Annotated in this window: 21 protein-coding genes and 1 tRNA gene; 6 read left to right on the top strand and 16 right to left on the bottom strand. The window is 46.5% G+C overall.

All coding sequences use genetic code 11. From position 1 onward, the window contains the following. Positions 1–136 precede the first annotated feature (136 nt). The 9 genes from QZ157_RS09055 to mraY form a co-directional block, all read right to left on the bottom strand. A complete protein-coding gene (locus QZ157_RS09055) occupies positions 137–421 on the bottom strand; it encodes a hypothetical protein (RefSeq protein WP_295144671.1) in 285 nt (94 codons plus the stop codon). Beyond that, complete coding sequence (locus QZ157_RS09050; RefSeq protein ID WP_295144669.1) at positions 399–617, bottom strand: helix-turn-helix domain-containing protein; 219 nt, start codon at positions 615–617, stop codon at positions 399–401. Before QZ157_RS09050 ends, QZ157_RS09055 begins: the two co-directional genes overlap by 23 nt. 203 nt (positions 618–820) lie before the next feature. Then, the gene (locus tag QZ157_RS09045; protein WP_295144666.1) at positions 821–1,534 is read right to left on the bottom strand and encodes a hypothetical protein; all 714 of its coding nucleotides are present in this window, start codon (positions 1,532–1,534) and stop codon (positions 821–823) included. A 40-nt stretch (positions 1,535–1,574) separates the two neighbouring features. Continuing rightward, positions 1,575–1,850 (bottom strand): hypothetical protein, encoded by a 276-nt coding sequence (locus QZ157_RS09040; RefSeq protein ID WP_295144663.1) that lies wholly within the window; start codon positions 1,848–1,850, stop codon positions 1,575–1,577. A 65-nt stretch (positions 1,851–1,915) separates the two neighbouring features. After that, positions 1,916–2,779 carry an integrase arm-type DNA-binding domain-containing protein gene (locus tag QZ157_RS09035; protein ID WP_295144661.1) on the bottom strand — a complete coding sequence of 288 codons (864 nt, stop codon included), beginning with the start codon at positions 2,777–2,779 and terminating at the stop codon, positions 1,916–1,918. 254 nt (positions 2,780–3,033) lie between these two features. Then, positions 3,034–3,109 (bottom strand) — tRNA-Phe (locus QZ157_RS09030). A gap of 145 nt (positions 3,110–3,254) precedes the next feature. Next, positions 3,255–4,517, bottom strand: coding sequence for a UDP-N-acetylmuramoyl-L-alanine--D-glutamate ligase (murD, locus tag QZ157_RS09025; RefSeq protein WP_295144659.1), 1,263 nt, complete (start codon positions 4,515–4,517; stop codon positions 3,255–3,257). Positions 4,518–4,529: 12 nt separating this feature from the next. Next, positions 4,530–5,048, bottom strand: a complete 519-nt coding sequence (locus tag QZ157_RS09020) for a hypothetical protein (protein WP_295144656.1) — start codon at positions 5,046–5,048, stop codon at positions 4,530–4,532. Positions 5,049–5,067: 19 nt separating this feature from the next. After that, complete coding sequence (gene mraY / locus QZ157_RS09015; RefSeq protein WP_295144654.1) at positions 5,068–6,132, bottom strand: phospho-N-acetylmuramoyl-pentapeptide-transferase; 1,065 nt, start codon at positions 6,130–6,132, stop codon at positions 5,068–5,070. 79 nt (positions 6,133–6,211) lie between these two features. Here mraY and gpmI point away from each other — a divergent pair, with 79 nt between their 5' ends. From gpmI to accA, 5 genes are all read left to right on the top strand, one after another. Continuing rightward, positions 6,212–7,690, top strand: coding sequence for a 2,3-bisphosphoglycerate-independent phosphoglycerate mutase (gpmI, locus tag QZ157_RS09010; protein ID WP_295144651.1), 1,479 nt, complete (start codon positions 6,212–6,214; stop codon positions 7,688–7,690). Between the two features lie 80 nt (positions 7,691–7,770). Continuing rightward, the gene (fabG, locus tag QZ157_RS09005; RefSeq protein ID WP_295144648.1) at positions 7,771–8,514 is read left to right on the top strand and encodes a 3-oxoacyl-ACP reductase FabG; all 744 of its coding nucleotides are present in this window, start codon (positions 7,771–7,773) and stop codon (positions 8,512–8,514) included. Between the two features lie 81 nt (positions 8,515–8,595). Next, positions 8,596–8,829, top strand: a complete 234-nt coding sequence (acpP, locus tag QZ157_RS09000; RefSeq protein ID WP_295144645.1) for an acyl carrier protein — start codon at positions 8,596–8,598, stop codon at positions 8,827–8,829. 19 nt (positions 8,830–8,848) lie between these two features. Next, positions 8,849–10,057, top strand: coding sequence for a beta-ketoacyl-ACP synthase II (locus QZ157_RS08995; RefSeq protein ID WP_295144643.1), 1,209 nt, complete (start codon positions 8,849–8,851; stop codon positions 10,055–10,057). Next, on the top strand, positions 10,057–10,998 hold the full coding sequence (accA, locus tag QZ157_RS08990) for an acetyl-CoA carboxylase carboxyl transferase subunit alpha (RefSeq protein WP_295144640.1): 942 nt from the start codon (positions 10,057–10,059) through the stop codon (positions 10,996–10,998). Before QZ157_RS08995 ends, accA begins: the two co-directional genes overlap by 1 nt. A gap of 1,947 nt (positions 10,999–12,945) precedes the next feature. Here the strand turns inward: accA and QZ157_RS08985 are convergent. The 6 genes from QZ157_RS08985 to QZ157_RS08960 form a co-directional block, all read right to left on the bottom strand. Continuing rightward, on the bottom strand, positions 12,946–14,436 hold the full coding sequence (locus tag QZ157_RS08985; protein WP_295144637.1) for a hypothetical protein: 1,491 nt from the start codon (positions 14,434–14,436) through the stop codon (positions 12,946–12,948). Positions 14,437–14,519: 83 nt separating this feature from the next. Next, the gene (locus QZ157_RS08980) at positions 14,520–15,977 is read right to left on the bottom strand and encodes a hypothetical protein (RefSeq protein ID WP_295144634.1); all 1,458 of its coding nucleotides are present in this window, start codon (positions 15,975–15,977) and stop codon (positions 14,520–14,522) included. Between the two features lie 322 nt (positions 15,978–16,299). After that, entirely contained in the window at positions 16,300–17,262 is a 963-nt protein-coding gene (locus QZ157_RS08975) for a hypothetical protein (protein WP_295144631.1), read from the bottom strand. A 216-nt stretch (positions 17,263–17,478) separates the two neighbouring features. Beyond that, positions 17,479–18,507, bottom strand: coding sequence for a c-type cytochrome (locus QZ157_RS08970; RefSeq protein ID WP_295144628.1), 1,029 nt, complete (start codon positions 18,505–18,507; stop codon positions 17,479–17,481). Next, on the bottom strand, positions 18,504–19,766 hold the full coding sequence (locus QZ157_RS08965) for a cytochrome bc complex cytochrome b subunit (RefSeq protein WP_295144626.1): 1,263 nt from the start codon (positions 19,764–19,766) through the stop codon (positions 18,504–18,506). The genes QZ157_RS08970 and QZ157_RS08965 overlap by 4 nt, the downstream gene beginning before the upstream one ends. Positions 19,767–19,776: 10 nt before the next feature. Then, a complete protein-coding gene (locus tag QZ157_RS08960; protein WP_295144623.1) occupies positions 19,777–20,280 on the bottom strand; it encodes a Rieske 2Fe-2S domain-containing protein in 504 nt (167 codons plus the stop codon). Positions 20,281–20,621: 341 nt separating this feature from the next. Here QZ157_RS08960 and QZ157_RS08955 point away from each other — a divergent pair, with 341 nt between their 5' ends. Then, positions 20,622–21,002 (top strand): VOC family protein, encoded by a 381-nt coding sequence (locus QZ157_RS08955; RefSeq protein WP_295144621.1) that lies wholly within the window; start codon positions 20,622–20,624, stop codon positions 21,000–21,002. A 99-nt stretch (positions 21,003–21,101) separates the two neighbouring features. Here the strand turns inward: QZ157_RS08955 and mnmG are convergent, their stop codons facing one another. After that, positions 21,102–22,970 (bottom strand): tRNA uridine-5-carboxymethylaminomethyl(34) synthesis enzyme MnmG, encoded by a 1,869-nt coding sequence (mnmG, locus tag QZ157_RS08950; protein WP_295144618.1) that lies wholly within the window; start codon positions 22,968–22,970, stop codon positions 21,102–21,104. Between the last annotated feature and the right edge of the window lie 324 nt (positions 22,971–23,294).

Here is a 23,294-nt window from a genome sequence, read left to right as displayed (position 1 = left end):
TAGCTTTATTCTCTCCTCTAGCTTTTCGCACTCTTTGGCATAATAATTAAATAATTTGTAAGCCCTGTCTATGCTGTAACCGCAATTTATGATTATGCTTGCTACGGTGTCGCGGTTTAGATAAGGTTTTAGCTCCTCATATTTTGACATCTTGCACCTCATCGACATACTCGGCTATCGCTTCGGCTACCTTGTAGGCGTTTAAATACGCCTGCGCCTTTTTGCAATCTTTGATAAACCTCATCTTGCAATTAGTGCCGTTGGCTCTTTTGTGTGGTCTGCTATCGCTTATGCCTAGCTTCTCGAGTTCTACGAAGTATTGATTAGAGTTGCTTATATGAGCCACGTCTGAGGCTGTTACCTCGCCCCGGTCCAGCATTATCCTTATTAGGATTTGTTTATTCGTGCGTGCCTGTCTCATTGTCTTGCTCCGCATTCTTGCCGTTAAAGAATTGATCGCACTCTAAAGCGTCAAATAGGGTTACTCTCTCGCCCACCTTTACAGGCTTTAGGTATCCTTTTTTAGTGTAATTCCAGATTGTGCTTTGGCTTACCCCGTAAATCTTTGCCACCTCATAAGCTCTTAGCTTTTTTCTTTCGTGTGTAGTTTGTTGCATTGTATTGACCTTTATTTGTTTTTATTCAAGCTTGATGAGGGTATTGTTGCACGAATAGGCAAGTTAAAGCTAGGGAAATTTTTCACGAAGTGTTAGCGGTTTTTGAGATTTTAGAGTGAAATTATTAAGAAAATGAGTACGTAAAAATTAAGCAAGACCCCTAAAAATAGGGATTTTATTGTCCTGGGAAAAATTCCTCGCGCTTATGTCTCATTCTCTTTTAGCCCAAAGTATTTAATTGTTTTGCCAGCTAAAATATTATCATCGGCTTCTTTGTTGTTAAAGAGAATTTGATAAATTTCTGCTAGTTCTAATATTCTGTCTCTAAATTTTTCTTTGATATTAATTATTTTCGTTCCTTGTTTGTAAGCGTCAATCGTCTTTTTAAAGTCGCCAAAATAGGCGTCTGCGTAATCTCTCATTTCGCATAAATGGAGCTGTGCACCGTATAGCGGTGGCTCTCTCGTTTCGTCAAAAGTAAAATACTCTCTCTTTAAGTCGCTTATATCTATGTCAAAAGCCATATCTAGCAAACTAAGAGCTTTTAAGTAGGCTTCATATCTTATTACTTCGGTAGGTTTTGCCTGCCGCTTTTTTAAGGCGCAATCCTGAATAAAATCGCAGATAATTTTCATCGCTTTATCTTTAGCCCTATCATAAGCAAAAAACACATAATATGGCGCAAAGCTATCAAAATCAAATTTAGCGTCCGGGTCTGCTTCTTGGTTTTTAATGTCGTCAAGTAATTTTAAAATATCTCCTGCGATACTTTTGTAATTATCTAATACTGGGAAAAATTTATCTTTTTGTAAAAAATCCCCTATCGCTTCGATAACCGCCTCCCCTTGTGCCATTTTCTCGCGTTGTGTCTTTGTTAGTTTTTTGCTGTCATCGGTCGTTTCGCTTAATCTTGCCATCGTTATCGCTCCTCATCTCTCAAATTTAGTATAAATCCGCTCAACCACTCAAAAAGCCCCTAAGCTCGTTTAAAAAGGTCGCTTTTTCGCTGTATGATAACTCCACCCTGTCGCCGTGCAGGTGGTCTAATGCCTTGTTGATTGCTTCCGTGCTGGTGTTGTGTTGCTCTCGGTAGTTGTAAACGGCTATTTTAAATATTCCTCTAAAGCTATGAGCCGTTATTATCCGCCCGGTATCTCTATCGTAAAATTCAAACTCTTTAATGGTTTTTGTAGGTGTATCTTTGTGGATCGGGTTTTTGTAGCTCGTATTCATAAAAATATACGGGTAGGCTTTAAATTCTCGCTCCTACTCTCTTAGGATACTAATAACCTCATCGCTTAGAGGCAAGATAAAAGCCCTAGCGATTTATTCTTATTCTTTTGTAGCTCTCTTGGTATTATTAAAAGCTTCTTGTCAAAATCCACGTATTCCCACTTTAAAAGCGTAAGCGGTGCGACCCTCAAAGGAATATGCAGGGCGAATTTTAAAATATTGCGCGTGCTAAGAAAAAACGGATAATCGTAAATTTTATTAATAAACGCTTTTAAGTCCTCTATCTCGGTAAGCTTGCCGTAATGCTCTGCCTCTTTATTTATGATGATCGCCTTTGCCTGGATATTCGAGATGATATTAAAAGGCGTGTAGCCTTTTGTGGTGGCGTAATGAAATATGTTATTTAATAGCTGGTGCAGTATTTGCGCCGTTTGAGGCGTATCCTTGCCTATCTGCTCTAATATTTGCGCTATCTCGCCGTGATTTATGCTTTTGATAGCTCTATCCCCTATAAGAGGCGTAATATGATTATTTATACGGTTTGCTTTGGTTTGTAGGGTTTTTGGCAGCACTCGCATTTTTTCAAGCTCCAGCCACTCGTTAAATACTTTGCTAAACGTCTGCTTATGGTCGCTTTGTCTTTGCTCTCTTACCTGCTTTTTGTGCTCTTTCGGGCTTATGCCTTGCGATATTAGGCTTTTGTATTCCGCTCTTAGCTCTCTTGCTCTTGCCAGGGTAATATCCGGATAAAGCCCAAAGCCTGCGCTACATTTTTTACCGCTTACCGGGTCTATGTAATAAAATACCCACCTTTTCACGCCTTTAGAGGTGATAAGTATCGCTAAGCCCCCGCCGTCGGTCAATGAGTAGTCTTTTTCTTTCTTGATTGCTTTGCGTATTTGTGTATCTTTTAAAATATCTATTGCCATTTTAGCCCCTAAAATACCATATTTAAAAGCGTTTTGGAACATTTAGTATTTTTAAAAAACGGCACATTTTGGAACATTGGGGGATTTTTTGGCTCATAAAAATGCTCTCAATGTTCCGTAAGTGTTCCAAAAATCTTTGGATTGCACTATATTTCATTGTAGCTTATTGGATTATAAATAGCTTAGAAATGCCGTATTTTAGGGCTTCTTTCGGTGTTATTGGGATTGTATCATAGGGGATTAAATAAATAGAATGGTGGTTAGAGGCAGAATCGAACTGCCGACACGCAGATTTTCAGTCTGCTGCTCTACCGACTGAGCTATCCAACCACGTTGTAAATAAAGAAATGTGATTTTAGCTATTTGATACTTAAATTTCGGTTAAAGACGCAAAATTCGGCGCATTTTTAAAATACAAAATTTATTTTAAAAGGCAGTCGCTCAAATTTAGCGACTTTAAAGCGCACGCGTTGCGTTAAATTTGCAAATTTAAGATCGCTTTTTTAAATTCATCCCCGCGCTCCGCGTAGCTGCTAAACTGATCGAGGCTTGCCGCCGCAGGACTTAAAAGCGCTATCTCGTCCAAATTTTCGCTATTTGCGCCAGTTTTAGCGGCTCCGTCAAATTTAAAACGTTTATCTATCTCGCCGACTGCGACGTTTAAAAATTCGCATTTTACGGCCGGGATTTTAAACTCGCCCGCAAGCGTCATCAGTTTGTCCGTATTTGAGCCGATAGCGTAAATTTGCGCTTTAGCACCGAGCAAGACTTCAAAAAGCGGCCGCATATCTACACCCTTATCGTCGCCGCCTAAAATCAAATGCAAAAATTTGCCCTCATATCGCTTTACGGCTTGGATGCTCGCGTCGATGTTGGTCGCCTTCGTGTCGTTGACCCACGTGCGTCCGCGCGCGTCCCGAAACTCCTCTAGCTTGTTGCCTTCGATGACAAAGCCGTTTAAAAGCTCTACGTCGCACCTGTCAAGCAAAATTTTCTGGATAGCAAGCGCTAAAAGAGCGTCCGTTAAAAACGGCGTTTTAAAGGCGATATCGTTTAAATTTACCCCGCAAAACCGGGCCAAATCCGCCTCGTTTTCGTAGCTTATCACCTTTGCTTTAGTCGGCGTCTCGGCGTAAATTTTAGGCAGGATCGCGACCGCATTTTCGCCCATCGTCGCTAGCGGTTTTAGCTTGGCGCGCTCATACTGCGCAAAGTCGCCGTGCCAGCTGAGGTGATCTGGCGTGATAGGCAAAAGCGCGTAGATGCCGGGCACGGCAATGTTCGTGTAGTGCATCGTAAAGGAGCTGGTTTCAAGCACCCAAATTTTGGCGTTTGGGTCCAGGTCTGCGAGCGGAACCCCGACGTTGCCGCCCATTGCCGAGCCGTAGCGCGCCAGCAGGTGCTGCGTCATCTTCGTCGTCGTTGTTTTGCCGTTCGTGCCGCTGATCCAGACGGTAAACGGCATTTTGGCGCCGTAAATTTTATAAAAATAGTCGTACTCGCTGATGAGATTTTGCGCTTTTTTAACCAGCTCGTGGCTGGGCGGGAAGCCGGGGCTAGGTATCTCTAAGCCGCTTTTTTCGGGCACGAAAAGGTTTGGCGGTAGTAGGGCATTACCCCATTCGTCGCTTGATATCTCGCTAAATTGATCGTCGTAGATGTCCCAGCCGCCCTCTTTGCCGAAGTTTTTCGCGATCGCGCGCGTCGTGCCGCCGTAGCCAAATAGCGATTTTCTCATTTTTGCTCCTTTTTACGCCCTTTTGCCCCATAAAATTTGCGTTATTTCCTCTGCGTTCAGCTCGATCATTACGCCGTTTCGTTTGTGTCTGGTAAAAAGTTTAAAATCATAAGTATCTTTAAAATTTAGCTTTAAAAACTCGGTAAAATATCCGCCTTCGCAAGCGAAATTCGGACGATCGTAAAACTCGTCCAAAAACTCGTCTTCGCTCTCTTGCGGCTCGAAACTCGTCATGCGCTCTATGATCTCGCGCAGCTCGTCCTTTGTGATGTCTGGCACGAGGCGAGGCTCCGGAAGCGCGACGTCAAAAGCTAAATTTTCAGCCCCGTCGGCCTCCCACCACTCCCACAGGTCAAATTTACTCATATCTTTGCCCGTGATCGCGTGCAGCTCGTTTTCCAGCTCGCGGTATTTCTCGCCGCTCTCGTCGCCGTGCGCGTCGCAGTAGTCGGCGTAGGCTAAAATTTTCTTTAAAATTTCGTCGTATCTTTTGCGCGCGGTTTCAAAGTCGGGCTCTATCTGCGCTCTCATTAAATTCTCCTTGTTAAATTTACCTGATTTTTAACGCGGTCAGCGCGATCAAATTTGCCAAAACGGCGATGAGCCAAAATCTCACGATGATCTTATTTTCTACCCAGCCTTTTATCTCAAAATGATGGTGTATCGGCGCCATGAGAAAAATTCTCTTTTTAAAAATTTTAAAGCTTCCGACCTGCAAAATCACGCTCAAAGTCTCCATGACAAAGACGAAGCCGATGATGATGAGCAGGATCTCGTTTTTCGTCATCACGCCTATGAGTCCGATATATGCGCCTACGCTGAGGCTCCCGCTGTCGCCCATAAAAACCTCGGCCGGATGGCAGTTAAACCACAAAAATCCCATCAGAGAGCCGATCAGGGCGGCAGCCACTACGACAGTCTCGCCCACGCCCGCGATCTTGGGTAGAAGTAAATACGAACTAAAGACCGCGTGTCCGCAGATGTAGGCGAATACGCCCAAAGTCAGCAGCGAAAACACCGCAGGCACCGTAGCTAGCCCGTCTAGCCCGTCGGTTAAATTTACCGCGTTTGATGCTGCGACGATGACGAGAGTCCAAAAGGCCACTGCAAAAATGCCAAGATCAAGCACGGGAAATTTGTAAAACGGTAAGTAAAATTTGCTGCCCAACTCGCCGTTAAAATATAGCATCGTCGAGACAGCCAGAGCGATTAAAATTTGCGCGGCAAGCTTGGCTTTGGGGCTTAGTCCGTCGTGGTTTTTGCCGCCTGAAATTTTGCGGTAGTCGTCTTTAAACCCAAGCGCCGTAAAGCCAGCAAGGCAGATAAGCGAGGCGAAGACGAAAACATTATCTAATCTCGCGCAGATCACGCTCGCCGCAAGTGCCGCTCCGATAAAAACCAGGCCGCCCATCGTCGGCGTTTTGGCCTTTTTTTGGTGCGTTTGCGGAGCTAGCTCGTAGATGGGCTGGGCGGCGTTTTTGGCCTTTGCCCACGCGATAAATTTAGGCAGCGCCCAAACGGTCAAACAAAATGCGATGAAAAACGAAAAGCCCGCACGAACGGTAATGTATTGAAAGATATTAAAATTTAACAATTCATAAATATAGTAAAACATAAAAGCCTTTATTTTAAAAAAGGCTAATTTTAGTATAATGCCGTTAAAAAATATCTAAATTTAAGGCAAAAATTTAAAAATGGCGCAAAAAACGATTTTGGTGATAACAGACGGTATCGGATACAATGAAAGTAGCGAATTTAACGCATTTGCGGCGGCAAAAAAGCCCACATACGACTGGCTGTTTAAAAACGTCCCAAACGCGCTCATAAAAACCTCGGGCCTAGCAGTGGGCCTACCCGACGGGCAGATGGGAAACAGCGAGGTCGGGCACATGTGCATCGGCAGCGGGCGGATTTTGTATCAAAATTTGGTAAAAATTTCGCTCGGTTTTGAAAACGGCGAACTGGCTAAAAGCCAAAAGCTTTTAAATTTGTTTAAAACCTGCAAACGCATCCACGTCGTCGGGCTTTACAGCGACGGCGGCGTACACTCGCACATGAACCACTTTGACGCGATGTGCTCTCTTGCGGTCGCAAACGGTTGCGAAGTGTGCGCTCACGCGATAACCGACGGTCGCGACGTAGGCCCAAAAAGCGGGCTGGCGTTTATAAAATCGCTGCAAGAAAAGGCGCAAAGCGGGGGCTTTAAGCTAGCTAGCGTTAGCGGTAGATTTTACGCGATGGACCGCGACAAGCGCTGGGAGCGCGTAAAAACGGCCTACGATGCGATGACGCGCGGGGAAAACGGGCAAACCGTGTCGCCGCTAGAATACATCATGCAAAGCTACGAAGCGGGGGTGACGGACGAGTTTATCGTGCCGGCTAGCTTTGGCGGGTTTGAGGGTGTCGGCGAAAACGACGGCATGATATTTATAAACTTTAGAAACGACCGCGTGCGCGAGATTGCGGCGGCTTTGGGCGATGAAGATTTTAGCGAATTCGCGCGCCCGTTCGTCGTCAAAAATCTACTCACGATGACCGAATACGACGCAAATTTCGCCTTTCCCGTGCTATTTGAAAACGAAAAGTTAAAAAATACCCTTGCCGAGGTTGTCGCAAACGCGGGCTTAACGCAGCTACACACCGCCGAGACCGAGAAATACGCTCACGTGACGTTTTTCTTTAACGGCGGCGTCGAGGAGCTCGCCCAAAACGAGACGCGCGTGCTGGTGCCAAGCCCTAAGGTCAAAACCTACGACGAAAAGCCCGAAATGAGCGCGCAGGCCGTGTGCGAAGCAGTGCTAAAAGGCATGGATGACGGGCAGGATCTTATCGTGGTAAATTTCGCAAACGGCGATATGGTCGGGCACACGGGCGAATTTGACGCGGCGGTAAAGGCGGTCGAGGCCGTGGATGCGGCGCTGGGACGCATCGTGGCAAAAGCAAAAGAGAAAAACTACGCGCTAATCATCACGAGCGACCACGGCAACTGCGAGCAGATGAAGGATGCGCAGGGTAATTTGCTAACCAATCACACGACTTTTGACGTATTTTGCTTCGTGATGGGTGAGGGCGTAAAGGCTGTAAAAGCTGGCGGTCTAAACAATATCGCCGCGAGCGTTTTGGCGCTGATGGGTATCGAAAAACCGGCTGAGATGGACGAGGCGCTGTTTTAATACTATATAAATTTTAAGTAAAAGGCTTTTTAGCTTTCGTCTGATAAAATGCGGGTCAAATTTGAAATCAAGGAGAAAAAATGAAATTTAGCGGAAAAAACGTGCTAATCACGGGAGCTAGCCGCGGTATCGGCGCACAGATAGCCAAAACCCTGGCGCAAATGGGACTAAAAGTCTGGATAAACTACCGCTCAAAGCCTGAAATCGCCGATGCTCTGCAAGCTGAAATCGTAGCAAACGGCGGACAGGCCGCGGTGGTTAAATTTGACGCGACGGACGAGGATGAGTTTATAAAAGCGATAAATTTGATCGCGGATGCCGACGGCGAGCTGGGCTACCTCGTAAATAACGCCGGTATAACAAACGACAAGCTCGCGCTTCGCATGAAGACGGAGGATTTTACCGGCGTGATAAACGCAAATTTAACTTCGGCCTTTATCGGATGCCGCGAGGCGCTAAAAGTAATGAGCAAAAAACGCTTCGGCGCCGTCGTAAACGTAGCCTCGATCGTGGGCGAGATGGGTAATGCCGGGCAAGCAAACTATGCTGCTAGCAAGGGTGGAATGATCGCGATGAACAAAAGCTTCGCCAAAGAGGGCGCAGCGAGAAATATCCGCTTTAACTGCGTTACGCCGGGCTTTATCGAGACGGATATGACGAGCGAGCTAAGCGATGAAATCAAAAAAACTTACAGCGATAACATCCCGCTAAAGCGATTCGGAAGCGCTAGCGAAGTGGCCGAAGCCGTGGCGTTTTTGCTAAGCGATCACGCCAGCTACGTCACGGGCGAGACGCTAAAGATCAACGGCGGACTATATATGTAAGCGCGTAAATTTTGCGTTTTTGCGAAATTTTAAGCTAAAATATACTAAAATCACGAAATTTTTAATTTTTAGGAGAAGAAAATGGCAGTATTTGATGACGTAAGAGACGTGGTGGTTGAGCAACTAAGCGTGGCTCCTGATGCGGTAAAGCTTGATTCTAAGATTATCGAAGATTTGGGCGCAGACTCGCTTGACGTAGTTGAGCTGGTTATGGCGCTTGAGGAGAAATTTGAAGTAGAGATACCTGATAGCGACGCCGAGAAACTAATCACTATAAACGACGTCGTAACCTACATCGAGAACCTAAATAAATAAGTTTTTGCAAGGAGTAACCTTGAAAAGAGTCGTAGTAACCGGCATTGGGATGATTAACGCTTTGGGACTTGATAAAGATAGCTCGTTTAAGGCTATCTGCGAAGGTAAAACCGGCGTAAAAAAGATAACCTCTTTTGACGCGAGCGATTTTCCCGTTCAGATCGCTGCCGAGATTACGGACTTTGACCCGCTTACGGTACTGGACGCAAAGGAAGTCAAAAAGGTCGATAGATTTATCCAGCTTGGACTAAAGGCAGCTAAAGAAGCCATGACTGATGCGAATTTCGGCGAATTTGACGCTGAGAATTTCGGCGTTAGTTCGGCTGCGGGCATAGGCGGTTTGCCTAATATTGAAAAAAATTCCAACACCTTGCTCGAAAAAGGTTCAAGACGAATTTCTCCGTTTTTTATACCTTCTGCTCTAGTAAATATGCTAGGCGGTATAGTTTCGATAGAACACGGCTTAAAAGGACCCAATATCTCTAGCGTAACGGCATGTGCGGCGTCTACTCACGCCATAATCGAAGCGGCTAAGACTATAATGATCGGCGAGACGCAAAAAATGCTAGTAGTAGGCTCCGAGTCTACGGTTTGCGGAGTAGGAATAGGCGGATTTGCCGCTATGAAGGCTCTTTCTACTAGAAACGATGATCCACAGCGCGCATCTCGTCCGTTCGATAAGGACAGAGACGGCTTCGTCATGGGTGAAGGAGCCGGCGCGCTCGTACTTGAAGAGTATGAGAGCGCAAAGGCTAGAGGGGCTAAAATTTATGCCGAGATAGTAGGGTTTGGCGAGAGCGGCGATGCATATCATATTACTTCGCCTTCGCTTGAAGGGCCGTTATCTGCTATGAAAAAAGCCCTTAAAATGGCTGGAAATTTAAAAATCGACTATATAAATGCACACGGCACATCGACTCCTACGAACGATAGAAATGAAACGGCCGCCCTTAAGGCTCTTTTCGGAGATAGCGTACCGCCGGTTAGCTCGACCAAGGGGCAAACCGGGCACTGTTTAGGCGCAGCCGGCGCGATAGAAGCGGTTATATCTATAATGGCGATGCAAGAGGGCCTCATACCTCCTACCATAAACTACGAGACTAGAGATGAAGAATGCGACTTGGACTACGTACCAAATATAGCTAGAAAAGCCGAGCTAAATGCCGTTATGAGTAACTCTTTCGGTTTTGGCGGCACAAACGGCTCTATCGTATTTAAGAAGATATAATGGCAAGTTATCTAGACTTTGAGCAAAGTATCAAGCAAATAGACGACGACATCGCAAATGCAAGAATTCGCGGCGATGAGCATGCGGTAGAAATTCTAAATAAAAATCTAGAAAAAGAAACTGCTAAAACTTACAAAAACCTTAACGAGTTTCAGCGCCTTGCTTTAGCAAGACACCCGGATCGCCCTTATGCTATTGATTACATCAAAGGCATGATGAGGGATTACTACGAGCTGCACGGCGATAGAGCGTATCGCGACGACGCGGCAATAGTTTGTTTTATCGGCTATATAGGCTCTAGGAAAGTTGTCGTAATAGGTGAGCAAAAGGGTCGAGGAACCAAAAATAAACTAAAAAGAAATTTCGGCATGCCTCATCCCGAGGGTTACCGCAAAGCTTTACGAATAGCTAAAATGGCTGAAAAATTTGGGCTTCCGATACTATTTTTGATAGATACTCCGGGTGCGTATCCGGGCGTTGCCGCTGAAGAGCGCGGTCAAAGTGAGGCAATAGCTAGAAATTTATTTGAATTTGCAAATTTAAAAACGCCGATGATAGCCGTCGTTATAGGCGAAGGCGGAAGCGGCGGGGCTCTAGCTATAGGCGTAGCGGACAAGCTAGCTATGATGCGAAATTCGGTTTTTTCAGTCATCTCTCCAGAGGGTTGCGCAGCGATACTTTGGAATGATCCTTTAAAGCAAGAGCAGGCCACCAAAGCCCTAAAGATAACTGCCGACGACCTAAAAAATTTAAATTTGATAGACGATGTTATAGAAGAGCCGGTAAACGGTGCACATCGAGATAAAGAAGCCGCCGTTAAAGCTCTTGCAAGCTATTTTATAACCGAGCTTGAAAAGCTAGAAAAGCTAAAAGTAGATCAGCTTTTAAATGCTAGAATTAGTAAAATTTTAGCCGTCGGTGCGTTTGAAGAAGGAAAATAATTAACTATTCCAAGGATTTTGGAATATGGGGATATTGTTAAAGTCCTACCTTGCATAGCTCTCATTGATGCTTTAAATTTGTATTATTGATTTATAGGGAGCTTGTCTTAATTCCAGATTTGGTAGTTGCCGCTAGCGAGTCATTGCGTCGATAATACCGTCTTGGTTAAGCCACTTTTTCACTATAATAAAAAACGATATCAAAATAACTAAACAAGAAAATCAATTAACAAATTCGTATTATCCATACTTGCATGCGCATCAATGCTATTTGCTTCTATAAATTTAAATACCGCTACTAAAGAAAGCTTATGAGCCTAAACGACACTGGTCCAACGAAAGTATATCCCATTATTGAATTCGAACCAACGAAGGTAGACGCCGTCATAGAGTATAGAAAAACGAATAAATTTACAAGCACTAAAGATGTCAAGAACGTAAACGGTGCCCGCTATAAGACCTACGAGAGTCTAAAAAGGTATATCGGTTAGCAGAAAAATGCCCCTGTTGCAAAGCAAAAGGCGTCTAAAAAGATTAACGAGGCTAAAGACAAAATAAACGATAAAACCTCTAAAGCCAAAAAATTTACCTAAAAAAACCGAGCAAATCAAAGACGAGGCTGCTTCATCGGTAAGCCAAACAACTCAAGATAACGTAAAACAAAAAACCAAAAAAGCTAAAGTACGGTAAAATCAACCAAAGAAAAACCAAAGAAGGCGCGCGATATAAAACCCAATCCTAAATCCTCAAAAACAAGGACTATAAATAGGCCGCATTTAAAAATCCGTAAATAAAAAGCCTGATATACTCTAATTCTAGCGGCCCTAGTTAGCTAGGCCATCTTATCAAATCTCTTTACTGTAGCCTTACGTCTGTTCTAGAGCATTAAATTTATATTTCAGCCGGCAAGTTTTGGATACTCTTTTGGCTAGAACGCTGGCCTAGATACGTAGGTGCGGAAGGTGCAAGCCGCCGAGCAAATTTGCTTTAGGCTAGATTATCGCCGCCATCGTCGTAAGACATTTGGCTAAATTCGTTTAACGGCTTTTTGGGGATTGAAGCATTTAATATACAGGCGTAAAGCTGTCGGTCTAGATACTCTTTTAGCAAGATTGCAGAAGAACCGGCGTAGATACGACGCGCTTATCTTTAAAATACCGTTTTTATATGATATCGTGGTTTAAATACTAGCTTCTTTGGCGTCTAAATGCTTTCGGTTTAAACGCTCTTTTCGCAAGACTATTGTAAAGCTTATATCGCAGCAAAATAATCCTAACGCTCTTCGTGCGGTTACCGGCGTAAATAGCTAAGCATAACGACTCTGTTTGCGCAAGAGTAAGAGTTGGATGCAAAGCGTAGCATACGAGCAAAACCACCTGCATTCATAGAAAAGCCGTTTAACCGCGCTTTATTAGCGATGTGTCGGATTTGCGACTTTTAGGGATGCGACAATATTTCCAGCTTTAGATTAGGCGGTTGCAGTATATTTGCCTCGCCGAGTATTCGCTAAATTTAGCTTAAGGCGCAATACGCGGTTAGAGCGCGAGGGGTTGTGTGTTGCCTATTCGGTCGTTTGCTTATAGCAGTAAGGCGTATTATCTTAAGTCTTGGTTGGGCAAGCTAAAAGCAGATACCGTTTAAGCGGCTTAGCGATATAGCGGATAAAACGGCGGCGGCATGAAAAATTAAGCCCCGAGTTTAAATTTCGCCCAAAGCCATAAAAGCAACTCCTAGCTTAAGACAAAAGTCCTTGTCTCACGAGCAAAAACCAAAGACGAATTTGGCTAGTTAAGAAGTAGGCTAAAAAGCAAAGGCCCGCGCGTAATTCTCAGAGTAAATTTTCTTGTTTCCAAAAAGCGCCCTTGATCAAAATGCGCTAAAAGCTAAAACGTAAAAGGGCGAGCTAAAAAGCAGTCCGCCAAGCGCAAAAGGCGGACTAAAACAAAGCTACCGATAAACCTCGCCGTCGATGATCGCCATAGTTTTATTGTCCTTGCCCAGCGGCGGAGCGTAGAAAAAGCTGTGGCGAACGACCGTGCCGTCGTCGTATTTTAGCGTTAGCTCGCCTTGATCGAGCGTGTATGAGCCCTCGTCTCTGCGCGATTTTGAGCTGCCCCCGTCTATGCTGCCGCCTGGGGTACCCGAGGTTGCCATAGTATACGACGATCCGCCCGAGCTAAAGCGCCCTTTGCCGTCAAAGCAGTAGTATCCGCTCACGCCTACGCTCACAGTATCGCTGCCGCCCGACCAGCCGTGCAGGGACGATGAGCTGGCCTTGCGAAACGAGAAACACTCTTTTGGCATTTGGCTTGAAATTTGCGCCTGAAACATATAATACCCCGTGCCGATCGAGTTCCACAAAAAGGTGCAGTCGTCGTTCTCGCAGTAGTAGCTCGTATCGTAGTTGTCGTTGCTGGTTATCGTTAGGATGCCGTCTTTGACCTTATACGTGCCGTCGATGCGCGTGCGCCAGTCGGACTTTTCTAGGCGGCTAGCGTAGGTGCCGTCGTCGCGTAGGTAAAAGGAATAATCCTCGCTCGTGTTTAAAAGCATGTTAAATTTCGTACCGCCAAATACCCCCGAGCCTTTTTTGCTCGCCCCGGCGCTACTGTGTTTGATGCTCGGATCTTTTGCTAGCTTTATGGACTCGCCCAAATTTGAGCTTGATTTGCTTGCTTTTGCTTGCGCGCTATTTGCACTTTTTTTAAAGACAAATAAGACCTCTTGCCCGTCCGCGACTTGTTTATATTCGAGCATGCCGTCTTTTAGCCAAAACTCGCCCAGTCCTTTAGCGCTAAGCGCGTATTTGCCGCCTCCTAAACTTTTGTAGCCGCTTTTGCCCGCGCTATTGTTGCACGAACCGTCCGGGTTTACGCCCACGATGCCTACCGTCGCTTCATCGCCGCCGATCTCAAAAAACGAGTCGCCGAAGCACTTTTGTCCTGCGACTTTAAAGCTCTGCCCCTGTGCCTTTAGCGAGACTAGCTCCCATCTGCCCTCGATCTCGCTTAAATTTGAACCGCCGAGGCTTGCTTGGTTTACGGCGCCGCTTACGATGCCGGCTAAATTTACCTCGTCTTTTTTAAAGGTAAATACGATCTCGCCGCTGTCCGTGCCTTGTTTGTACTCGAGCGAGCCGTTATTTAGCCGCAGCTCGCCGCCGCCAAGCGAGTATCTGCCGCCGCCTAGGCTTTTTAGAGCGAAGTTTTGTTCGGCTTTTTCGCAGGATTTACCGTCCGCGCTACTTAGGCTTAGGCGCGCGCTATCGCCGCTAGCCTCGATAAAAGAGTCTTTGAGGCACTTTTGTCCGGCCGCTTTAAACGTCTGTCCCTGCGCCGTAACCGAGACGATGCTCCATCTACCCTCTAGCTCGCTAGCGCTTAAATTTAATCCGAGGCAAAGCGCCGCGAGGATTACGAAAAATTTAAATTTAGCCATATTTTTCCTTTCATAAATTTAGGCTTGGTTTGCGCGAACCCGTCCGCAAATTTACCGAATGCGGCGAATTTGCTCGGGTTTTGTTATTCGTCCAAAAAATATATCACGCCGTCGATGACCGCTCCGCCTGCCTTGCCTTCGCTAGTGGGTGGGATGTAAAAAAAGCTATGTCGCTGCGTCCGTCCGTCGTCGTATCTGAGCGTGAGCTCGCCCGCATCTAGCGTATATGAGCCCGCGCTACTGCTAGATCTTGTTCCGCCGCCGCCCACATTGCTCATGGCGGCGGAGGAGTAGGACGAACTGCCGTCCTTAAATCGTCCTTTGCCGTCGAAGTCATAGTACCCGCTCACGCCTCCGCCAACGACGTCCAAATCGCCCGAGGCGTTGTAAATGGACATGGAGCCAACGGAGGTGAATGAGTAGCTGCCCTTTGGCACCTCATTTAAGATTTGAGCGTTAAAGAGATGATATCCGCCGTCGCTCAACAAAAACGTGCAATCCGCATTCTCGCAGCTATATGTGCTTTGCTCGCCGTCGTTGGCGGTTCGTACGATTTTTTTGCCGTCTTTTTTATACGTGCCGTCGATGCGCGTGCGCCAGTCGGGCTTTCCTAAACGGCTCGCGTAAGTGCCGTCGTCGCGCAGATAAAAGGATATGTCGGTATTGGTGTTTATAAAGAACCACTTGCCTACAAACACGCCCGTGCCTTTTTTGTTCGCTCCCGCGTCGCTATGCTTGACGCTAGGGTCTTTTTGGGGCTCTAAATTTGAGCTTGATTTGGCTTGCGCCCGATTTGAGCTAGCCTGTGCCGCACGGCTTTTTTTAAAGGTAAACACGATGCCGCCCGCGCTTTGTTCGTATTCGAGCGAGCCGTTTTTTAGCCTAAATTCACCCGCATCGTTATCTAGCGCGTACCTACCTGCGCCAAGGCTTTTGTAGCCGCTTTCTCCTTCGCCTATTTTGCACGTGCCGTCCGGATTTGCCGCTACGATACTGACCGTTGCTTTGCCGCCTGCTATCTGGAAAAACGAATCCTCAAAGCACTTTTGGCCAGCCGTTTTAAACGTCTGCCCCTGTGCTGCGACCGAGTCGATCTCCCATCTGCCCTCTAGCTCGTCCGCGCTCAAATTTGAGCCGGTTGCCGTTGTCACGGCTTTGTTTGCGGCCGCGTCTTTTTTGAAAGAAAAGACGATAAAATTGCCGCCGTCTAAGGACTGCTTCATCTTTAGCGCGTCTTTTTCTAGCCAAAACTCGCCGATAGGACCCAGCGCGTATTTGCCAGCACCTATGCTTTTAAAGGCGTAGCTTGCCGCGCCGCTTTTGCACGCGCCGTCCTCGCCTACGGAGCTAAGGCCTAGCTTTGCCTCGCGGCCGCTAACCTCGAAGAACGAATCTTCAAAGCACTTTTGCCCCGCCGTTTGCACCTCCTGCCCGTCTATATTTGCCGAGACGATGCTCCACCTGCCATCCAGCTCGCTAGCGCTTAAATTTAGTCCAAAGCAAAGCGCTGCAAGAGCGGCGAAAATTTTAGATTTAACCATATTTTTCCTTTTCGGTAAAATTTATGAAAAAACGGTAGCTGATTTTAGCATCTAAGGATAAATCTACGAGAATTTAAGCAATGAAAAACGAAAGCAAGCTTGGCTTTTTGCGGCGAATTTATCGTTTTGCGCCTATTTTAATCTCGCGGTTGGCATAAATCGGTGCAAAAGCGTTTTGCAAAGCAGGCGTAGCGTACGCGTTTAAATTTATATTCTTGGTACCTAGGCTAACTTAAGCCTTTGCGTAGCGACTTAAATTTGAGCTAAAACGCGCGGCGAGATATCTTTAATCGGCGCTAAATTTAGCGGCTAAAGCGCTTTTTTAAAGTCTAAAAATACGCCTATAAATCGCGTTATCGATATCGCCGTCATCCAAAAACTCCAAATAATCATTTCGCATCTCCTCGCTCATAGCGTAAAAAGGCGAGACGGGCAGCAGACACTCAAACAGCGACTCGCCGCCGCAAAACGCGCTGCCGCCGTCGCCGCCTTTAAAGTATATCGGCGCGCTAACAAGCTCGACCGGGTAAGGATCAAAGGCAATGAATAGTCCGAATAAGTTGGGCTCAAATAGCGAAAATTCCGGATTTTCGGGCTGCTTAACGTGCGGTAACGCTACCTTGTCGGGATCGGGCTTGTCGCCGAAGCGCCAAAGCGTGCGCGCCCCGCATCCGGCTAGATATTCCCACTCGTCCTGGCTTGGTAGGCTAAATCCGTTTTTGCGTAAATTCGCCTCAAGCTCCTCGTGCGTGACGTCGTCAAACAAAAACGCGCGAATTTTGCCGTCTTCGCGAACTAACTTTATCGCGCCGCAAACCGTCATTTCAGAAATATCTTTGTCTTTACCGCGCGAAAAATCCTCTATCTCGTTTGCGTAAATTTTAAGCCTTTCGTCGCTTAAATCTACCTCGTACCAGCTAAGCTCGGCGGGTTTTCTTTCGGCTAGCATAGCGGGGATTTTAGCGCGGCGAAGCGGCGAAGTCTGTTTTGCTACGAATTCGCGCAGGCTTTGATCCTCGGGGCAAAAGTCGCATCGTTCTTTAATCTCTTTTGCCGAAATTTCATCTAAAACGGCAAAATCATCCCAGCCAAGCTCGGGCTCGTCCCCCGGGATAAAAACGAACTCGCTCCCCTCAAAATCAAAAATGCCCGTCTCAAAGCTATGCTCGCCGCATGCGAATTTGCTTAAATTTAGAAATTTAAATTGCGGATATGCGGCGGATATTTTTAGCATCGCGTCTTGTTTTTCGTTAGAATTTAGCTTTTGGAATTCTGCCCTGTTCATCTTTTTTCCTTTTAAAATTTAACGCATTTTAGCGGACGAATCTAAAAAACGTTTAAATTTGGGCGAGCGGTGCGGCTAAGTTTGGCTTTGAGTTAGGCGGCAAGCGATAAATAGATTAAAAACTATTTGCGAATTAAAAACGGAGCAAATTTAAAGACTAAAAAGAAGGAATCGAAGCGATAAATTTAAAAAGAGCCCGAAAGGCGGGCTCCTATTTTAATGCAGTTTAGACCAAACTTTGCGTTTCCAAAGCCATCCGAAGATGCCAAAAATCAGGAAGTAAATCATCGCATTTATGCCTAGGCTTTCGCGTTCGGCCTTTTTAGCATCGCCGGCTTTTTGTATGTAGGCTACGATCTGATCCTCGCTAGCCTTGCTTAGCCCCACGCGAGGCATCGCAGTGCCCGGCAGCATCTTTTGCGTATCGTTTATAAATTTATGCAGATATTCATCGCCCTTTGAGCGAATCATCATCGATAAATCAGGCGGGTTTGAGCCCATATACGCGGCTAAATTTACGCGGTTGGTTAGCGTGTATTTATTTTCGTATTTCATGTCGTGGCATCTCTGGCACGCGTCGCGAAACACTTGTTCGTCGCTGACTTCTTTAGGCGCGATAGACTTTAGATACGCGACTATATCGGCGATCTCGGCATTTGGATCTTCTCCGCCCGCTCCGAAAAAGGCCGGCATCGGATAAGGCTTTTCGTCGTTAAATTTATGCGTTAGCTTTAGCGCCTTGGTCGGGTCTTTTATAAGAGCTGCTAGGAAATGCTCGTCGTATATCGCTCCTGCGGTACTAAGATCGGGCGGTACGACGCCGTGAGCTTCGCTAAGCTCGGCGGCGCTTAGAGCGTTTGGCATACCTGCGGCCTCTACGCCGTGACAGCCCGAGCAGCCCGCGTTAGCAAAAGTTTCCGCGCCTTTAGCGGCGTCTCCTTTGGCTAAATTTATAGTTTTTACTTCTTTCCAAAACGCCGTGTAATCATTAAGAGATTTTTTTGCCTCTTCTAAATCTTTTTTCGCTCCGGCGATTTTCTTTTCGTCGTTCAGAGCTTGCGCGGCTTCGAGAGCTTTTTGTCTGGCTTCTACTACGGATTTAGCCTGAGCTACGTCCTCTGCGCCCAGGTCGTAGTCGGCTGCGGCTACGTGCGGATGCATGACGTTATGCGCATAGGGCTCTATGCCCCAGTACGCTACGCCGGTAAGCGCGACTACGATTATAAAAATTTTTAGTTCTTTCATTTCATCGCTCCTTTTTTCTCAAGCGTCGTTATGATAGGCAAGACTACGAAAAGCAGGATAAAAAACGCTATAGTCGAGAAAAAGCCTATCCAAGCGTTTGAGATGCCTAGCGTTACGCCGTCGGCAGGCAATTTGCCAAAAATCGTGAGGATAATCATATCGACGATTAATAGCCAAAACCATACGAAAAAGCCCTTTCTCTCGTGAGCCGGAGCCACGACGTCGCTTCTGTCGTAAAGCGGCATGAAAAATAGCGCCACGCCCGCGATCGCAAATGCGATAAGGCCGATATTGTAGGCTTTAAATCCGAAAATATCGAAGAAAAATCCGCGTAAAATTTCATACTGCCATAAGAAGTACCACTCCGGATAGATGTGCGGAGGCGTTTTTAGCGGGTTGCCCGGCTCGAAATTTATCGGATCCATCGCAAAGTCGAAATGAAAGCACACGAGATAGAAAAAGAAAATCATGAAAAAGCCGATATACATGAAGTCTTTTGCCAAAAAGCCCGGCCAAAACGGAATTACTTTCGCATTTTTCGTATCGCCGCTTAGGTATTTTTCGGCTTCTACTTCAAAGTCTATCTCTTCGCCCGTTTCGTTATTTACGTGCGGAACGCGAAGCGTGTAAAAGTGTATCGCGACGACTGCTATAAGCACGATCGGCAGCAAGCAGACGTGAAGCATGAAAAATCTCGTCAAAGTCGGATCGCTAACGGCATAGTCGCCTCTGATCCACTCGACTACCGCGTCGCCGATAACCGGGATGCCGCCGAATAAATTCGTAATAACCATCGCCGCCCAGTAGCTCATCTGCCCCCAAGGTAGCATGTATCCGCTAAACGCCTCGGCGGAGAACAAAATGAAAAGCAGCATGCCGCTAATCCAAATCATCTCGCGGCCTTTTTTATAAGAGCCGTAGTAAATCGCCGTAAAGGTGTGTATGTAGATGATTAAAAACACGACTGAAGCCGCAACCGCGTGGATATGGCGCCATAGCCATCCGTACTCGACCTCTTTCATTATAGTCAAATTTACGCTGTCAAAGGCTAAATTTATATCCGGTTTATAGTACATAACCAGCATAAATCCGGTAAAAATAAGCAACGCAAAAAGCGTCGTGAGTATAACGCCCATCGCCCAGAGGAAATTTATATTTTTCGGTATCCAGTATTCGCTGACGAGGACTTTCATTAGCTTGTTTAGGGCGATCCTTTGATCCAGCCAGTCTAAAACGCCCGTTGATTTTCTGATGTGCATTTTCCCCTCCTTACGCTTGAGCCGTTAGTTTTTCGTATTCGGGACTGGTCTCGCCCAAAACGAGTTTCGTACCGTCTATCTTAAACGGCGGTATGTCTAGCGGGCGCGGAGGAGGGCCGAAGGTATTTACGCCGTCTGCGTTAAATTCGCCTCCGTGACAGGCGCAAACGAAAAGTTGCTTGCCCGGTTTCCACTCCGGGATGCAGCCAAGATGCGTGCAAAGCCCGATCGCCACCATATATCTAGCGCCGTCTACCACGACGTCGCGCTTGTCGTTAGGCGCCATCGAAGCGTCTTTTTTTAGGATAAATATCGGCTTTTTGCGCCACTCTATTTGGCGCATCTCGCCCTCTTTCATCGGGCTGAGATCTACGGTCGTAAATCCCGCCGCCTTAACGCTAGGAAGCGGATCCCAGGTCTTTTTGACGGCTACGAGGGTCGCCGCGCCGCCGACTGCGGCCACCGCCCCGAACGCCAAACCGATAAAATCTCGTCTTTCTTGTTTTACGGACATTACCTTCCTTTCAGCAGTTTTTTAAAAAATACTCGCCATTATACTCTTATGAAAATTAAAATTTTATTTTTCCTGCAAATAGTTTAGATATTTAAATTATTTTTTAAAAAATTATTTACTATTTTGCCTTTTTGGGGCTTTTGTGGATAAAATTCGGGAGTAATCGGGCTTGGGCAATTAAATTTGACGCTTCGCGGGTCAGCTAAATTTAAATTTGGTTTTATTCTGCTTGATTTACCCGCGCCGCAAAATTTAACTCCGAGCGGCTTTAAATTTGCGCCGTCAAATTTGCCGTTTTTAGTGGGCAATGTTTTGTTAAATTTGATTTAAAAGGAGAATTTATGCGTATCGCTTCGATCGATCATATCGTTTTAACGGTTACTGATTTACAACGGACGCTTGATTTTTACGTGCGAGTGCTGGGTATGCGCGAGGTTGATTTCGCAAACGGACGCAAGACTCTGGCCTTCGGCTCGCAAAAGATAAATTTGCACGTAAAAGGCGAGGAAATTTTACCAAACGCCCTAAACGCAAACGTCGGAACGGCCGATATCTGCTTGCTTACGGATACGCCGCTTGAGTCGGTTTTGGTGGAGCTGGAGGCTGCGGGTATCGCCGTAGAGCAGGGGGTGGTGCCTCGAACAGGCGCGCTTGGAGCGATAAGCTCAATCTACGTGCGCGACCCGGACGGAAATTTGATAGAGATTAGCAGATACGATTAAATTTGACGGGTTCGTAAAATTAAAACGCAAAAAAGGCGAAGCGTTAAATTTAGCCCCAAATTTAATGCTCATTCTTATTAAATAGCATTTTATCGCGGCTTATCGCGGCTCCTTAGCGTTCATCTTTATATAGATGTGCAAAATATCTATCGCCGCAGGCGTGATACCGCTAATCTCGCTGGCGGCAAAAAGCGTAGGAGGATTAAAGGTTTCTAGCTTTTCTACCACTTCGTTGCTTAGCCCGCTGATACCGCGGAAGCTAAAGCCCTCTGGGATACGCACTTGCAGCATATCTTTCATGCGCTCTATTTGGCTTTTTTGCTCGGCGATGTAGTGCTGGTATTTGGCTTCGACTAAAATTTGCTCCAAGCTCGCCTCGTCCATGCAGGCGAAAATTTCGTCTAAATTTTGCAGTTTTTCGCGCGTGAAGCTCTTGCGCGCTACGATTTTTTGCAGGCTTACGTTTTGGCTGATTATATCCTCGTCTAGGCTTTCTAAAAGGGCTAAATTTTGCTTTGAGGGCGTGATTACGGTCTGGTTTAGATACGCTAGCCCGCGCGCTAAATTTTCGCGGATTTCTTCTACTCTCTTGTATGTTTTAGCGTCTATTAGCCTAAGCTGCCGCCCATAGCCGCTAAGGCGCAGCACGGCGTTATCTTCGCGCAGCAGTAGCCTGTACTCGGCGCGCGAGGTAAACATGCGGTAGGGCTCTTTCGTGCCTTTGGTGACTAGATCGTCGATCAAAACGCCGATATACGCCTCGTCGCGGCGCAGTACGAGCGGCTCTTTGCCCTCAAGCGCGAGAGCTGCGTTTATGCCCGCCATCAGTCCCTGCGCGGCGGCCTCTTCGTAGCCCGTGGTACCGTTGATCTGGCCAGCGAAATACAGCCCGCCGACGAGCTTGGTTTCCAGGCTGTGTTTTAGCTGCGTTGGCGGCGCATAGTCGTACTCGATCGCGTAGCCGTGGCGAACGATGCGCGCGTTTTCAAAGCCCTTTACCGAGCGCAGCATTTTAACTTGCACGTCGTAAGGCAGGCTCGTAGAAAAGCCGTTGATATAGTACTCCGTCGCGCTAGCCGTCTGCGGCTCGATAAAAAGATGATGCCTGTCGCGGTCGCCGAATCTATTTATCTTATCCTCGATGCTCGGGCAGTAGCGCGGGCCTACGCCCTCTATCTGCCCCGTAAAAAGAGGCGCTTTGTCGAAATTCGAGCGGATAATCTCGTGCGTAGTCTCGTTGGTGTAGGCGATGTAGCAGGGCAGCTGCGTAGGCGCGAAGTCCCGCGTGCGGAAGCTAAACGGGACGGGATTTGCGTCGCCCTCTTGGACTTCAAGCGCGCTAAAATCTATGCTTTTAGCATCCACGCGGGGGCAGGTTCCCGTTTTTAGCCGTCCTAGCGTAAAGCCGTGATCTCTTAGGCTTTGGCTTAAATTTACCGAGCTAAACTCGCCCACGCGGCCGGCTTGCAGCTTGTTAAATCCGACGTGAATCAGTCCGTTTAAAAAAGTGCCCGTCGTGATGATGAGCTTACTAGTTTTATACTCGTTGCCGAGGTGGGTTTTTACGCCCGATATCTGCCCGTTTTGCGTTAAAATTTGCGTCGCGATTTCTTGCGTAACGTCGAGATTTGGCGTATTTAGCAGTAAATTTCGCATATAGACGCGGTATCTATCCATGTCGATTTGAGCGCGGCTGCCGCGAACGGCGGGGCCTTTGCTCTCGTTTAGCACGCGAAACTGTATGCCCACGACATCGGTCGTTAGCCCCATCTGCCCGCCCAGCGCGTCGAGTTCTTTTACCAGATGGCCTTTGGCTAGTCCGCCCACTGCTGGATTACAGCTAGTCGCCCCGATTTGCTCGGCTAGGATGGTGATTAGCAGCGTTTTTTTGCCCATTCTTGCGGGAGCTAGGCTAGCTTCGATACCCGCGTGACCGCCTCCGACGACGATGATGTCATATTCTTGCATTAAATTTACCTTTAAATTTTTGGCGGATTTTATCTAAAAACAGATAAAAATCACGCAAATTTACCGATTAAATAGCGAATTTATCTTAGGCTGTGCATTTTGGGGCGGCTTGGGCGAACGTAAATTTAGTCGATGCGGACCGCAAGCCTAAGAGGCGTAAATTTAGTATTAGTTATTACGAGTTTAAATTCGTAAGAGCCAAACTTTTAAAATTTATACTTAAATTTTTGCTTAAGTTTTTTAAAATATTTTAGGACTAAAATGCTCTCTTTTAGTACCTGATAGTTCGGACGTAATATTTTTATATTCGTATAAGTTTAAAAG

Source organism: uncultured Campylobacter sp. (assembly GCF_905372745.1).
Taxonomy (GTDB): Bacteria; Campylobacterota; Campylobacteria; order Campylobacterales; family Campylobacteraceae; genus Campylobacter_A.
The sequence above is the reverse complement of the archived record's forward strand: the minus strand, read 5'-3'. Positions and strand labels throughout refer to the sequence as shown.